Below are 13,856 nucleotides of genomic sequence, written 5' to 3' on the forward strand. Positions count from 1 at the left end.
GTGCCACCTCCTGATATCAGACGCTATCAGGCTCACTCCCGCCGCTGGAACAGCCGCACGACCACCCGCAGCGCGAGCGTCACCCCGCAGAACCCCAGCGCCAGCGCCAGCAGCCCGAACAGTGAGAGGTCGTCGGTCAGCCGCGGCCCGTTGTCGCTGAGGGCGAGCAGGACGGCGAGGACGCAGGCGGTGATGCCGAAGGCGGCGGCGAGGCCGTTGTTGATCTGGTCGCGGAGCCAGGCGCGGTCCTCGACGTCGCCGAAGGCACGGGTGCGGACGGTGAAGGTGCCGTCGCTGAGGGCGCCGGTGACGTTCTCGAGGCGCTCGGGGAGGCGGCGCGCGATGGCGGCGACGACGCCGGCCTGGCTGGCGGCCTGGGCGGCGACGCGCTTCGGGGCGGCGAGGCGGCGCAGGAGGGTGGGGAGCTGGTCGCGCGCCGACGAGAGCAGGCTGTTGCTCGGGTCGAGGAGGGTGACGGCGGCCTCGACCGAGGTGAGGGTCCGGAATGCGGCGGCGACGTCGCCGGGGACACCGATCCCGTGGCGGCGCAGGACCGCGAAGATGCGCGCGAAGGTGTCTCCGCTGATGGTCGACTGCAGCTGGAGGGCGGCGATCTCGCGGCCGAGCTCGCGGCGCAGGAGGGGGACGTCGAGGTCGTCGGGGACGTCGAAGGCGAGCGTCATGGCGTCGACCGCGGAGACGGCGTCGTCGCTGAGGATCGCGAACAGCAGGAGCGCCAGGAGCTGGCGCGTCTCGCTGTCGAGGATGCCGACGGCGCCGAAGTCGAGCAGGCCGAGCCGGCCGTCGTCCAGGACCAGGATGTTGCCGGGGTGCAGGTCGGCGTGGAAGACACCGCTGACGAAGACGGTGTCGAGCAGCGCGGCGATCAGCGTCTCGGCCAGGTGGGCGCGGCGCTCGGCGTCGAGGCCCCCGACGGCGGCCTCGCCGGCCGACAGGGGGATGCCGTGCAGCCGCTCCATGACGAGCACGCGGCGGGTGCTGAGGCTGAGGTCGACGGCGGGGACGGCGATGTCGTCGCGGCCGCGGAGGGCGGCGGCGCCGGACGACGTGTTGCCGGCCTCGATGCGGTAGTCGAGCTCCTCGCGCAGCGACTGCGCGAGCCCGGCGGCGAGGCGGGAGACCGCCATGTCCCGGGCCCACGGCCAGCGCTGCTCCGCCGTCCGGGCCAGGCGGAGCAGGATGTCGGTGTCGACCTCGACCTGGCGGCGGGCCTTGCTCCGCTGCACCTTGACGACGACCTGGCGGCCGTCGTGCGTGGTCGCGGTGTGCACCTGGGCCACCGAGGCCGCGGCGAGCGGGGCGACGTCGAAGGTCGCGAAGAGGGCGTCGGGCGGACCGCCGAGCTCGGCGGCGATCGTGGCGGCGACCTTCTCGTAGGGCTCGGGGTCGGCGTCCGACTGCAGGGTGGCGAGGGCGCGCGTGGTCTCGGCGGGCAGCAGGTCGTCGCGGGTGGCGAGGATCTGGCCCAGCTTGACGAAGGTGACCCCCGACTTGTTGAACACCGACGCCAGCGCCGGCCCGAAGGACGACGACGACGGCCCGCCGCGTAGCACCGCGCCCAGCCCCGAACCGGTCGCGGCCCGCCCGATCTGGAGGTAGCGCCGGGTCCGCCGGGCCCGCGCCCGCAGGCGGACGACGCTCTCGCTCGGCCCCGGCACCGTCCCCGACGGGACGAGCACCTCGAGCAGCATGACGACGGCCAGCGCGGCCGCGAACACCCACAGGCAGCTGACCAGGAGGAAGGCGATCGCCGTCCCCTGGGACGTCGTCAGCTCGCCGCTCTCGGTGCCGACGCCGGCACCGACGGCGAGCTTGCCGGTGACCGGAATCCCCACCAGCAGGGCGATCCACGCCACCAGGAGGGTGCGCACCCAGCCGACGCGGGCGCCGAGGATCCGCCGGATCACCGCGCCGAGGCCGGCGGCCAGCACGAGACTCGACACGAGCGTGTAGAACCACACCACCACTGCCACGGGCACCACCGTAGGGGAGATCGCGGCCGCTGCCGGGCGGCTCAGGGGTCGGCCAGGGAGCGGTCAGGGACGACCCAGGGAGATCACCGGCCCGACGAACCGCTCCACCAGCCGCCGCTCGTCCCCCTCGTCCCCGCCCGGCACGGTCAGCAGCGAGACGATCACCCGGACCAGCCACTGCGCGGCCTCGGCGTCGGGAACGACCGCCAGGCCGAGCGCGGCGACGACCTCGGAGTCGTGGGCGAGACCGGCCGTGCGGCCGGCGTCGCCCGCGCGGAACCACGCGGCGAGCGTGGGCGTCGCGCGGACGTGGCGCAGTGCCGACAGCACGGCGTCGGTGAGCGAGCCCGAACCCGCGGTGTCGGCGGCGACGAGCGCCCCCACGTGGACCGCCTCGCGCTGCACGAACGCCCGCTGCAGCACGGTCCGGTCGGGGAAGTAGCGGTAGAGCGTGGCCCGCGAGCACCCCGCCGCGGTGGCGATCTCCCCCATCGCGACGGCGTCGACGCCCCGATCGGCGAAGAGCTCGCCGGCCGCGTCGAGGATGCGCTCCTCCGCCGCCGTGCGACGGTCGGCCCAGGCGCTCACCTCACGCCACCACCAGGGGGACCGAGAGCGGACGCCGTACGTAGGGGCCGGGCGCCCAGGTGACGGCGTCGAGGTCGATGGTGAAGTCGGGGATGCGGGCGAGCAGCTCCTGCAGCGCGACGGTGATCTGCAGCCGTGCGGCGGCCGCGCCGAGGCAGTGGTGGTGCCCCTGGCCGAAGCTGAGGATCTGGCTCGGGCGGCGCAGGACGTCGAGGGCGTCGGCGTCCGGCCCGTACTTGCGCGGGTCGCGGTTGCCGGCGCCGTAAAGCAGGAGCACCTTGCGGCCGGCGGGGATGACGGTGTCGTGCAGCGCGACGTCGCGCGTGGTGGTGCGCGCCAGCCCCTGGACCGGGGACGTGAGCCGGAGGAACTCCTCGACGGCGTCGGGCACCAGGTCCGGCTCGGCGGCGAGGAGGGCGCGCTGGTCGGGGCGCCCGGCGAGCAGCTGGACCGCACCGCCGAGCGCGCCGGTCGAGGTGTCGTTGCCGCCGGCCACCATGGTGAAGACGAAGGCGAGGATCGCCAGCAGGTCGACGTCGGCCTGGACGAGCTGCGAGACCGTGTCGTCGCCCGGGTCGCGGCGCCGGTGCTCGGCGAGGGTGGTGAAGTAGCCCATCATCTCGACCGTCGCGGCGGCCGCGTCGTCGGCGGCGGCGATGCCTCCGTCGGCCGCATTGGCCGCGACGATGGCGCCGCTCCAGTCGTCGAACCGGCCCTGGTCGTCGGGCGGGACGCCGAGGTAGTGGCCCACGACCAGGCTCGGCAGCGGCTTGAACAGCTCGGCGACGACGTCCCCGCCGCCGGCCGCGCGGAGCCGGTCGAGCCGCTCGACGACGAACGCCCGCACAGCCGGCTCGACGTCGCGCACCTGGCGCGGGGTGAACCCGCGCGCGACGAGCTTGCGGAAGGTGGTGTGGACCGGCGGGTCGGTCATCACGAACGGCGGGTTGTCGGCCAGGCCGATGCGCTCGAGCTCGTCGTACTCGACGGTGAGCCCGGCCGCGCTGGAGTAGGTCGCCGTGTCGACCGCCGCGGCGAGGACGTCGGCATGGCGCGAGAGCACGTAGTGGTCGTGCTCGGGGTGCCGCGCGGGGACGACGTGGTGGACCGGGTCGTGGTCGCGCAGCCAGGCGTACCCGGGCCACGGGTCGCGCCAGGCGGCGCCTCCTCCGGGACGGTAGCCATAGCCATGAGACAGATCAGCCGACATGTCTCAACAATGAGACATGTCGGCCGATCTGTCTAGTGCTTCTCGTGACGCGTCAGCCGACTCAGACGACGATCGCCTCCGGCACCGAGGCCCCCGGCGTCCGGCGCTCGGCGTCGGTCAGCCAGGCGAGCTGCTCGATGCGCTCGATGATCGTGTGCAGCAGGTCGGCGGTCGTCGGGTCGGCCGCGTCGACCTCGTCGTGGACCCGGCGGGCGGTGCCGGCGACGGCGTAGAGCGAGGCCACGATGGCGTCGATCACGGCACCGGTCTCGACCTCACCGCCGGGGAAGGCGGGGAGGCTGGACTGGGCGGCGGTCCGCGCCGAGGTGCCGTCGGGGACGACGTACAGGGCGCGCATCCGCTCCGCGACGTCGTCGGTGAAGGTGCGCGCGGCATCGACGATCTCGTCGAGCTGCAGGTGCAGGTCGCGGAAGTTGGGGCCGACGGCGTTCCAGTGGGCCTGCTTGCCCTGGAGCGCGAGGTCGTTGAGGTCGACGAGGACCTGCTGGAGGTGACCGGCGAGCTGCTCGTCGGCGCGGAAGGCGGGGTGCGAGACGTGCTGGCGGGTGCGGTGCTGGGTCGCGGTGGCGGCCATGGAGGGTGCTCCCTTTCGTTCGTTCTCTGGTTCGGTGACCCCCACCTTGCCACCTTTTCTTGAACCGTTCCAGGAAAGCGAGCCTTGCCTCAGTTGTGCCGGGAACCGCCTCCCGGCGATGAGTTCCGGTGTCGGCGCCGGTCTCTAGGGTGCGACGAACAGGGCATCCGAGAGGCACGAGGGGACGCAGGACGACGATGAGCGAACCGATGATCCGCGCGACCGGACTGGTCAAGCGCTACAAGGACGTCGAGGCCCTGGCCGGCCTCGACCTGGCCGTGCCCGAGGGCAAGGTGCTGGCCCTGCTGGGGCCCAACGGCGCCGGCAAGACCACCGCCGTCCGCTGCCTGACCACGCTGCTCAAGCCCGACGAGGGGACGGCGTCCGTGGCCGGCGTCGACGTGCTCGCGGAGCCCGCGGCGGCCAAGGCGAAGATCGGCCTGTCGGGCCAGTACGCCGCGGTCGACGAGCACCTGACGGCGTACGAGAACCTGGTGATGATCGGCCGGCTCTACCACCTCGGCCGGCAGCGGGCCCGGGCCCGCGCGCAGGAGCTGCTCGAGCGCTTCGACCTCACCGAGTTCGCCGGCCGCCCCACCAAGACCTACTCCGGCGGCCAGCGCCGGCGCCTCGACCTGGCCGGCGCCCTGGTCGCCGCGCCGCCGGTGATCGTGCTCGACGAGCCGACCACCGGGCTCGACCCGCGCAGCCGCCAGCTCATGTGGGACGTCATCCGCGAGCTGGTCGGCGAGGGCGCCACGCTGCTGCTGACCACCCAGTACCTCGAGGAGGCCGACGTCCTCGCCGACGACATCGTCGTCATCGACCACGGCCGCCAGATCGCGCACGGCACCGCCGACGAGCTCAAGGCCCAGACCGGCGGCCAGCGGATCGAGGTCGTGCTCACCAGCACCGCCGACACCGAGACCGCCTCCGCGATCCTCAACGAGGTCGCGGTCGGCGAGGTCCAGGTCGCTGCCGGCGGCCGCGAGCTGGCCGCCGCCGTCGGCGACGAGGCCGCGAGCGACCTGCTGCGCGTCCTCCAGGGCTTCGAGCGCGAGGCCGTCAAGGTCCTCGACGTCGGGCTGCGCCGGCCCACCCTCGACGACGTCTTCCTCAGCCTGACCGGGCACGACAGCAGCGAGAACGAGAGCACGGAGGCCGTGAAGTGAGCACCATGACGCAGGCCGTCAACGACGGCTGGGTGGTCGCCCAGCGCAACCTCATCAAGATCGTGCGGGTGCCGGAGATCCTGGTCTTCGTCCTCGTCAGCCCGATCATGTTCGTGCTGCTGTTCGCCTACGTCTTCGGCGGCGCGATCGACACCCCCGGCGTCAACTACCGCGAGTGGCTGATCGCCGGCATCTTCGGCCAGACCATCGTGTTCGGCGCGACCTTCACCGGCGCCGGCCTCGCCGAGGACATGCAGAAGGGCATCATCGACCGCTTCCGGTCGCTGCCGATGTCCAACTCCGCCGTGCTCGTCGGGCGGACGTCGTCCGACGTCGTCTACAACGTGCTCTCGCTCATCATCATGGCGCTGACCGGCCTGATCGTCGGCTGGCGCATCCGCGAGGGCTTCCTCGACGCGCTCGCCGGCTTCGCGCTGCTGCTCGTCTTCGGCTACGCGATCAGCTGGGTGATGGCGTGGGTCGGGCTGATGGTGCCGAGCGTCGAGGTGATCAACAACGCCTCGTTCATCGTGATCATGCCGCTGACCTTCGTCTCCAACGCGTTCGTGCCGACCAAGGACTTCAACAGCGTGCTCAAGCCGGTGGTGGAGTGGAACCCGGTCTCGGCGGTCACCCAGGCCAGCCGCGACCTGTTCGGCAACACCGGCGTCGGGCCAGGATCGGAGGCGTGGTCGCTGCAGCACCCGATCGCCTACACGCTGATCTGGGTGGTCGGGATCATCGCCGTCTTCGCGCCGCTCGCGGTGCGCCAGTACCGGATCGCGGCCAGTCGCTGACCCCTTGACCTCCTGAGAAGGGCAACCTAACCTCGGCGGCCCACCTATCTCGGGAGGACAAGACCCATGCTCAAACGACTGCTCTGCGTCTGCTTGCTCGCCGGAACGCTCCTGGTTCCCGTCGACAACGCCCTGCTCGGTGCCACGCCCGCCAGCGCCGCCTGCAAGCCCTCGGCGACGGGGAACCTGCACTGGTCGAAGGGGAAACCGGGCAAGACCTGGACCGGCGCGACCATCTCCTGCAAGAAGAAGACCTGGCACCGAGCCTGCGCCATCGTCTGGTACCACACGGCGTTGGCCTCACGGCCCGAGAAGTCGAAGTGCGTCAACCTCAAGGCCACGGTCAAGCAGGCCTGGCGCTCGCCCAGCGCGAAGTGCGTGCCCGGCCAGTTCCAGGGCTACCTCTACATCTACGAGAAGAAGAACGGGAAGTACCGGGTGGTGCACACGATGGTCACCCGGAACCTCGACGGCACGGCAGGGTGCCCGACCTCCGGCAGGACGCCGCTCAAGAAGGCCTGACGCCGGGCACCGGCCGGGCGGATCGACTCAGATCCGCTCGGCCAGCCTGCGCGCCGCGATCTGCAGCGCGTCCCACACGGTCGCGAACGGCGGCGCGTAGGCGAGGTCCATGCCGGCCAGGTCGTCGACGTCGAGGCCGCCCCACAGGGCGGCGGCCGCGGCGTCGATCCGCTTGCCGGCGCCGGGACCGCCGACGATCTGGATCCCCAGCAGGCGTCGGGTACGGCGGTCGGCGAGCACCTTGGTCGCGATCGGCTCGGCCTCGGGCATGTAGCCGCTGGCGGTGGTGCCCTCGGTGACGAGCGAGGTGACGTCGTACCCGGCGGCGGTGGCCTCGGCCGTGCTGAGCCCGGTCCGGGAGATCTCCAGGTGGACGTCGCCCGCGACGAAGCGGGTGATCGCGGTGCCGGTGGCGCCACCGAAGCGGCGGTCGCCGCCGAGGAGGTTGTCGCCGACGATCCGGCCGAGCTTGTTGGCGTGGGTGCCCAGGGGGAGGAAGGCGCGGGCGCCGGAGATCCGGTGCTCGACCTCGCAGCAGTCGCCGGCCGCCCAGAGGTGGGGGCCGATCCGGCCGCCCGGGTCGGGGAGGTAGCCGCCCGCCTCGCCGAGCGGGAGACCCGCGGCCGCACCGAGGGCGGTGGCGGGCTCGACGCCGAGGGCGAGCACGACGAGGGCCGCGTCGAGGCGTTCGCCCGAGTCGAGGACGACGCCGCGGACCCGGCCGTCGCCGCCGCCCTCCGTGACGAGCCGGTCGACCGTGTGCCTCGTGCGCAGCGTGACGCCGGCCGCCGTCATCGCCTTCTCGATCCGCTCGCCCTGGTCGGGGTCGAGCGAGCCCATCACCCCGCTCCGGGTGACCAGCGTCGTGCGGAACCCGCGTCGGACGAGGGCCTCGGCCATCTCGACGCCGATGTAGCCGCCGCCCACGACGACCGCGGGCCCGTCGGCCGCGACGAGCAGGTCGAGCCAGACCGCGCCGTCGTCGAGGTTCTTCACCGGGTGCACGCCGGGGACCAGACCGCCCTCCGGCGGCCGCGCCCAGACCGGCACGATGGGCATCGCGCCGGTGGCGAGCACCAGCTCGTCGTAGGGCACCTCGCCGGGGCCGGTCACCCCGTCGTACCGGACGACGCGGTCGTCGGTGTCGATCGCGACCGCTCGTGCGCCGAGGCGCAGGTCGAGGCCCGCGGCGCGGTGCTCGACGGCGGTCCGGGCGACGAGGTCGTCGCCGCTCGCGACGTCGCCGGCGATCCAGTACGGGATCCCGCACGCCGAGTACGACGTGTGCCCGGTCGCCTCCAGCACGGTGATCGTCACGTCCCGGCCGGCCGCCCGGGCCGCCCGCAGCGCCGTGTGGGCGGCGCTCATCCCCGCGGCGTCACCGCCGACGACCACGATCCGCATGATCAGGCCGTGGCCGGCTCGCGCTCGGTGCCGGTGTAGACCGGGAGCGCCTCGACGCCGTACACGGCGGAGAGCTTGCGGAAGTCGAGCGCGGAGATGTCGCTGGCCATGGCCAGGTCCGGGAAGCGCTCGGCGAGCATCCGGAGGGCGGTGCGCAGCTCCATCCGGGCCAGCTCGGCGCCGACGCAGCGGTGCATGCCCCAGCCGAACGCCAGGTGCCGCGTGGGCTCGCGCGAGGGGTCGAAGGTGTCGAGGCCGGGGGCCAGGCGCGGGTCGCGGTTGGCCGCGAGCAGCGAGACGCCGACCGCGTCGCCCTCCTTGATCTGCACGCCGCCGATCTCGACGTCCTGCTTGGCGAACCGCAGGAACGCCAGCTGGACGACGCACAGGTGGCGCAGCAGCTCCTCGACGACCTGGTTGACCTGCTCGCCGTCGTCGGAGCGCAGCATCTCGCCGGCCTTCGGGGTGGTGGCGATCAGGTAGGCGCCGAGCGCGAGCATGCTCGCCGACGTCTCGTAGCCACCGAGGAAGACGCCGTCGGCGATGCCGCCGAGCGTGACGTCGTCGAGCTCGTCGCCGTGCTCCTTGAGGAGCGCGCCGATCAGGCCGTCGCCGGGGTTCGCGCGCTGCTCGCGCACCGCGTTGATGAGGAACTCACGGGTGTGCGCGGCGGCACCGAAGGCACCCGCGCCGCCCTCGGTGAGGTCGAAGCGCGCGACGCCGAGCTCGAGGAACCGCGCCCGGTCGTCGACCGGCAGGCCGAGCAGGTCGCAGATGACGTCGAAGGGCACCGCGAACGCGAACTCCTCGACCATGTCGACGGGCTTGCCGTCGCGACCGGCCTCCGCCATCGCGTCGAGGCGCTGGCCGACGATCTGCTCGATGCCGGGCTGCAGCCGGGCCAGCCGGCGCATCGTGAACTCAGGGGTGAGGTAGCGGCGCAGTGCCGTGTGCAGCGGCGGGTCGGTCATGCCGAGGCCGCCGATCTGCTCCTCGTCGGAGCGGCCCTCCTGGGAGACGAACTGGCCCAGGTCGTTGGACCAGACCTCCGCACCCCCGGCGAGCACCTCGCGCGACTCGTCGTACCCGCTGACCAGCCAGACGCCCTTGCCGAAGAGGTCGGCCAGCTTCTTGACCGGCTCCTCGCCCTGGACCTTCATCATCGCGGGCAGCGGGTCGAGACCGTCGCGCTTGAGCGGCAGCGTCACGGACTCCGGAAGGAAGCGCAGCTTGCGGAGGTCGATGCCGTTGCGCATCGTCCGGTTGAGCAGCCAGACGCCGACGCGCTGCTTGACAGGGCCGAGCACCGGGCTGAGGAGGGGGAGCCGCATGGACGTTATTCCACCAGACGTGACGGCCCGATACATCGGGAGTGACCCGGATGAGTCCCTGGTGTGACCCGGATCGCCCCCCGACGCACCGCCGGTGTCAGCCGAGCAGGAGGCGGATGTCGCGCACCAGTGCGGCGCGGGCGTCCGTCGTCGCGGGGCGCGGGTCGTCGAGGGCGAGCAGGACGACGCGCCCGTCCCCGATGGTCAGGGCCGCGGGAAGGTCCTCGTGCTCCTGGAGCCGGGCGCGCACTGCGGGGAGCCAGTCCGGCTCCCGCGCACCCGCCTCCCGGGCCCAGGCCGGCGCCACGAGCATCGAGTCTGCCGACGTGCGGAGCGGGACCCAGGCGCGCGCCGTGCCCGTGGGCACGTCCGTGGCGACCACCTCGCGCCGACGGGGAGCGCGGCGCGAGCCACCCGCGGCCCGCAGCACCCAGGTCTCGGCCCGCACCGGCACGTCGTGGACGACGAGACGCAGCCGGCCGCACGCCTCCTCGACGCGCCACCCGCGCGGCAGTGCGAGCGCGACGTCCTGGGGGGACGCGGGCCCGTCCGGGTCGAGCACCGCGCCCGGGTGCGCGCGCACCCAGTCGGCCCGTGCCGCGCCGACCCGGACCTGTGCGGCCGCGGGTCCCCAGCGCCAGGTCAGCAGCAGGCCGGCCGCCACGCCGGCCACGAGCACGGCCAGCACGCCCGTCGGGCCCGCACCGACGGCCGCGGCGACGCTGCAGCCCGCGATCGTCGCCACACCGGCACCGGGCACGATGCCCGCCGCCCGTGTCCAGGTACGACGCGGCGGCGACGGGGTGGTGCCGGTTGTCATGTGCCCTAGCCTGAACCACGTGGCTCGGACGACAGTCGACTGGCAGGCCTGGGACGCGGTGCTCTTCGACCTCGACGGTGTGGTGACCCCCACAGCCGAGGTGCACATGCACGCCTGGGAGAAGATGTTCACGACGTACCTCACGGCGAGATCGACTGCCGACGGGGTCGCCTACGCGCCGTACACGGAGCAGGACTACTACTCCTACGTCGACGGCAAGCCCCGCTACGACGGGGTCCGGTCGCTCCTGGCCTCGCGCGGCATCGAGCTGCCCGAGGGGACGCCGGACGACCCGCCGACGGCCGAGACGATCTGCGGGCTGGGCAACCGCAAGAACGACGCGTTCAGCGAGATCCTCGCCGCCGAGGGGGTCACGGCGTACCCGGGCTCGAAGCGGCTCGTCGAGGAGCTGCACCGGCTCGGCATCCCGCTCGCCGTCGTGTCGTCGTCCCGCAACGCCCCGGCGGTGATCGAGGCCGCCGGGATGACCGACGACTTCGCGTTCGTCATGCACGGCGGCCTGGCCGCCGAGCTGCACCTGCCCGGGAAGCCGGCGCCGGACACCTTCGCTCACGCCGCCACCGTCCTCGGTACGACGAACGCGCGGGCCGTCGTCCTCGAGGACGCGATCAACGGCGTCGCGGCCGGGCACGCCGGCGACTTCGGACTGGTGATCGGCGTCGACCGCGGCGCCGGGGCCGACGCCCTCACCGAGGCCGGCGCCGACCTCGTCGTCACCGACCTGGCCCAGCTGCTCGGCGCCGACGGCGCACCCGAGGAGGACCGATGAACGCACCCGAGGGTCCCGGCCCGTCCCACGTCGCGCCGTCCGTCGCGGACCCGCTCGACCGCACCCGCTTCCCGGTCGACGAGTGGCGCCTGGTCGAGACCCGCTTCGACGGCTCGGACCTCGGCACAACCGAGTCGCTGTTCAGCGTCGGCAACGGCTACCTGGGCCTGCGGGGCAACTACTCCGAGAGCCGGGACGCCTACCAGGACGGCACGTTCATCAACGGCTTCCACGAGACCTGGCCGATCTCGCACGCCGAGGAGGCCTACGGCTTCGCGCGGATCGGGCAGACGATCGTCAACGTCCCCGACCCGAAGGTGATCCGGCTCTACGTCGACGACGAGCCGCTGCAGGTCTCGGTCGCCGACCTGATCGAGTACGAGCGCGCGCTCGACTTCCGCGACGGCGTCCTGTCGCGCGAGCTGCTGTGGCGCACGCCGGGGGGCAAGCGGGTCAGTGTGCGCAGCACCCGGATGGTGCCGCTGGAGCAGCGCCACCTCGCCGTCCTCACGTTCGAGGTGACCCTGCTCGACCAGCACGCCTCGCTCGCCATCTCGTCCCAGCTGGTCAACCGGCAGGACGAGGAGGTCGAGCAGCCCACCCCCGAGGCGGAGCTGGCCGGCGCGGCCGCGGGCGGGGGTGCCGACCCGCGCAAGGCCGAGGCGTTCGACCGGCGGGTGCTGCTGCCCCGGCTCCACGGCGCCGACCCCGAGACCGCGCGGATCAAGCTCGGCTACCGCACCGTGCAGAGCGGGATGACGGTCGGCGTCGTCGCGGACCACGCGCTCGAGACGACGTCGTCGTACTCGATGAGCGTGCACTCCGAGGACGACCTGGCCAAGGTGATCTACCGGATCGCCGCCGAGCCCGGCGTCCCCGTCCGGCTGACCAAGACCGTCGCCTTCCACACCGCGCAGACCGTGCCGCCGCGCGAGCTGATCGACCGCTGCGAGCGGACGCTCGACCGCACCCGCGAAGAGGGGATCGCCCGCCAGTACGCCGCGCAGCGCGCCTGGCTCGACGACTTCTGGAGCCGCGCCGACGTCGAGGTGCCCGGACAGCCCGCGCTGCAGCAGGCGATCCGGTGGAACCTCTTCGCCGTCCTGCAGGCCTCGGCGCGCGCCGAGGGCCAGGGCATCGCCGCCAAGGGGGTGAGCGGCTCGGGCTACGGCGGCCACTACTTCTGGGACACCGAGATCTACGTGATGCCGTTCCTCACCTACACGATGCCGTGGGCCGCCCGGAACGCCCTGCGCTTCCGGTACTCGCTGCTCGGCAACGCCCGGCACCGCGCCCGCGAGCTGTCCCAGAAGGGCGCGCTCTTCCCGTGGCGCACGATCAACGGGCACGAGGCATCGGCCTACTACGCGGCCGGCACTGCGCAGTACCACATCGACGCGGACATCGCCTACGCCCTCAGCCAGTACGTCGGCGCCACCGGCGACGAGGAGTTCCTGGCACGCGAGGCGGTCGACATCTTCGTCGAGACCGCCCGGCTGTGGGCCGATCTGGGGTTCTGGCGCGACGAGTCACGTCGTACGTTCCACATCCACGGCGTCACCGGGCCCGACGAGTACACGACCGTCGTCAACGACAACCTCTACACGAACGTCCTCGCCCGCTTCAACCTGCGCCGCGCGGCCCGCGCCGTGTGGGAATTGCAGCGCGACGACCCCGACGCCTACGAGGCCCTGGTGCGTCGTACGGGACTGTCGGTGGAGGAGCCCGACGAGTGGGCCGAGGCCGCCCAGGCGATGTCGATCCCGTTCGACGAGTTCCTCGGCATCCACCCCCAGGACGCCCACTTCCTCGAGCGCGAGATGTGGGACCTCGAGAACACGCCGCTCGAGAAGCGCCCCCTCCTCCTGCACTACCACCCGCTGGTGATCTACCGCTTCCAGGTGCTCAAGCAGGCGGACGTCGTCCTGGCGCTCTACCTGCAGGGCGAGGAGTTCACGGCCGAGCAGAAGAAGGCCGACTTCGACTACTACGACCCCATCACCACCGGCGACTCCACCCTCTCGGCCGTCATGCAGTCCGTGATGGCCGCCGAGGTCGGCTACCACGAGCTCGCCCTCCGCTACTTCATGTCGGCGCTCTTCGTCGACCTCGCCGACCGCCACAACAACACCGCCGACGGCGTCCACGTCGCGTCGACCGGCGGCGTCTGGAGCGCCCTCGTCTCCGGCTTCGGCGGCTTCCGCGACATCGGCTCGGCCGCCGGCGACCAGCAGTGGCAGATCGACCCCCGCCTCCCCGACGGCTGGGAGTCGCTGACCTACCGGGTCACCCTCCACGGCACCCGGGTCCGGGTCACCGTCCGGCCCACCGAGCTCGAGCTCGCCGTCGAGCACGGCACCGACCCGGTTCCGCTCTGCGTGCGCGGCGAGGTCGTCAAGCTCGCGCCGGGGGCACCGGTGGTGCTGCCGCTGGAGCACCAGGGGCCACGGCTCGAGGGCGAGCCGCCGTACCCGGCCGGCATCCAGCGGGCCGACGGCACGGTGATCTCGGCGATCATCCCCACCGGCGACTGAGCCGCCCCTGCCTGCCCCGCGAAGTGCGTGGGTTGCGGGCGCGAAGTGCGTGGGTTGCGGGTCCGAGATGCCGCGGACGTTGCCGCGTCAACCACCTCG

At 72.9% G+C, this 13,856-nt stretch carries 12 protein-coding genes; 5 read left to right on the top strand and 7 right to left on the bottom strand.

Translation table 11 applies throughout. From position 1 onward, the window contains the following. Window positions 1–32 precede the first annotated feature (32 nt). The 4 genes from BM223_RS17010 to BM223_RS17025 form a co-directional block, all read right to left on the bottom strand. Window positions 33–1,994 (bottom strand): ABC1 kinase family protein, encoded by a 1,962-nt coding sequence (locus tag BM223_RS17010; RefSeq protein ID WP_038682644.1) that lies wholly within the window; start codon window positions 1,992–1,994, stop codon window positions 33–35. Window positions 1,995–2,057: 63 nt separating this feature from the next. Next, window positions 2,058–2,582, bottom strand: a complete 525-nt coding sequence (locus BM223_RS17015) for a TetR/AcrR family transcriptional regulator (protein ID WP_038682646.1) — start codon at window positions 2,580–2,582, stop codon at window positions 2,058–2,060. A 1-nt stretch (window position 2,583) separates the two neighbouring features. After that, window positions 2,584–3,792, bottom strand: a complete 1,209-nt coding sequence (locus BM223_RS17020) for a cytochrome P450 (RefSeq protein ID WP_038682648.1) — start codon at window positions 3,790–3,792, stop codon at window positions 2,584–2,586. A gap of 61 nt (window positions 3,793–3,853) precedes the next feature. After that, entirely contained in the window at window positions 3,854–4,387 is a 534-nt protein-coding gene (locus tag BM223_RS17025; RefSeq protein ID WP_038682650.1) for a Dps family protein, read from the bottom strand. A 197-nt stretch (window positions 4,388–4,584) separates the two neighbouring features. Between BM223_RS17025 and BM223_RS17030 the strand changes: the two genes are divergently transcribed. The 3 genes from BM223_RS17030 to BM223_RS17040 all read left to right on the top strand — a co-directional run bounded on the left by BM223_RS17030 (window position 4,585) and on the right by BM223_RS17040 (window position 6,878). Next, window positions 4,585–5,559, top strand: a complete 975-nt coding sequence (locus BM223_RS17030; protein WP_038682652.1) for a daunorubicin resistance protein DrrA family ABC transporter ATP-binding protein — start codon at window positions 4,585–4,587, stop codon at window positions 5,557–5,559. Window positions 5,560–5,564: 5 nt separating this feature from the next. Beyond that, on the top strand, window positions 5,565–6,356 hold the full coding sequence (locus BM223_RS17035) for an ABC transporter permease (RefSeq protein WP_052139477.1): 792 nt from the start codon (window positions 5,565–5,567) through the stop codon (window positions 6,354–6,356). 66 nt (window positions 6,357–6,422) lie between these two features. Next, the gene (locus BM223_RS17040) at window positions 6,423–6,878 is read left to right on the top strand and encodes a hypothetical protein (protein WP_038682656.1); all 456 of its coding nucleotides are present in this window, start codon (window positions 6,423–6,425) and stop codon (window positions 6,876–6,878) included. A gap of 27 nt (window positions 6,879–6,905) precedes the next feature. Here the strand turns inward: BM223_RS17040 and BM223_RS17045 are convergent, their stop codons facing one another. From BM223_RS17045 to BM223_RS17055, 3 genes are all read right to left on the bottom strand, one after another. Further along, window positions 6,906–8,282: an FAD-dependent oxidoreductase gene (locus BM223_RS17045; protein WP_038682658.1), complete on the bottom strand. Its 1,377-nt coding sequence runs from the start codon at window positions 8,280–8,282 to the stop codon at window positions 6,906–6,908. 2 nt (window positions 8,283–8,284) lie between these two features. Further along, window positions 8,285–9,613, bottom strand: a complete 1,329-nt coding sequence (locus BM223_RS17050) for a cytochrome P450 (protein ID WP_082003856.1) — start codon at window positions 9,611–9,613, stop codon at window positions 8,285–8,287. A gap of 97 nt (window positions 9,614–9,710) precedes the next feature. Beyond that, a complete protein-coding gene (locus tag BM223_RS17055) occupies window positions 9,711–10,433 on the bottom strand; it encodes a hypothetical protein (protein WP_141267535.1) in 723 nt (240 codons plus the stop codon). Here BM223_RS17055 and BM223_RS17060 point away from each other — a divergent pair. Together BM223_RS17060 and BM223_RS17065 are read left to right on the top strand one after the other, a co-directional pair. Continuing rightward, complete coding sequence (locus tag BM223_RS17060; protein WP_052139155.1) at window positions 10,432–11,223, top strand: HAD family hydrolase; 792 nt, start codon at window positions 10,432–10,434, stop codon at window positions 11,221–11,223. The genes BM223_RS17055 and BM223_RS17060 overlap by 2 nt on opposite strands. Further along, on the top strand, window positions 11,220–13,757 hold the full coding sequence (locus BM223_RS17065) for a glycoside hydrolase family 65 protein (protein ID WP_052139156.1): 2,538 nt from the start codon (window positions 11,220–11,222) through the stop codon (window positions 13,755–13,757). Before BM223_RS17060 ends, BM223_RS17065 begins: the two co-directional genes overlap by 4 nt. Window positions 13,758–13,856: the final 99 nt, after the last annotated feature.

Source organism: Pimelobacter simplex (assembly GCF_900114845.1).
Lineage (GTDB): Bacteria > Actinomycetota > Actinomycetes > Propionibacteriales > Nocardioidaceae > Nocardioides > Nocardioides simplex.

Coding starts and splice junctions, on each gene's coding strand:
- BM223_RS17020 (WP_038682648.1), bottom strand. CDS start 3,792: ATGTCGGCTGATCTGTCTCATGGCTATGGCTACCGTCCCGGAGGAGGC.
- BM223_RS17060 (WP_052139155.1), top strand. CDS start 10,432: ATGTGCCCTAGCCTGAACCACGTGGCTCGGACGACAGTCGACTGGCAG.
- BM223_RS17055 (WP_141267535.1), bottom strand. CDS start 10,433: ATGACAACCGGCACCACCCCGTCGCCGCCGCGTCGTACCTGGACACGG.
- BM223_RS17035 (WP_052139477.1), top strand. CDS start 5,565: ATGACGCAGGCCGTCAACGACGGCTGGGTGGTCGCCCAGCGCAACCTC.
- BM223_RS17065 (WP_052139156.1), top strand. CDS start 11,220: ATGAACGCACCCGAGGGTCCCGGCCCGTCCCACGTCGCGCCGTCCGTC.
- BM223_RS17030 (WP_038682652.1), top strand. CDS start 4,585: ATGAGCGAACCGATGATCCGCGCGACCGGACTGGTCAAGCGCTACAAG.
- BM223_RS17050 (WP_082003856.1), bottom strand. CDS start 9,613: ATGCGGCTCCCCCTCCTCAGCCCGGTGCTCGGCCCTGTCAAGCAGCGC.
- BM223_RS17040 (WP_038682656.1), top strand. CDS start 6,423: ATGCTCAAACGACTGCTCTGCGTCTGCTTGCTCGCCGGAACGCTCCTG.
- BM223_RS17045 (WP_038682658.1), bottom strand. CDS start 8,282: ATGCGGATCGTGGTCGTCGGCGGTGACGCCGCGGGGATGAGCGCCGCC.
- BM223_RS17025 (WP_038682650.1), bottom strand. CDS start 4,387: ATGGCCGCCACCGCGACCCAGCACCGCACCCGCCAGCACGTCTCGCAC.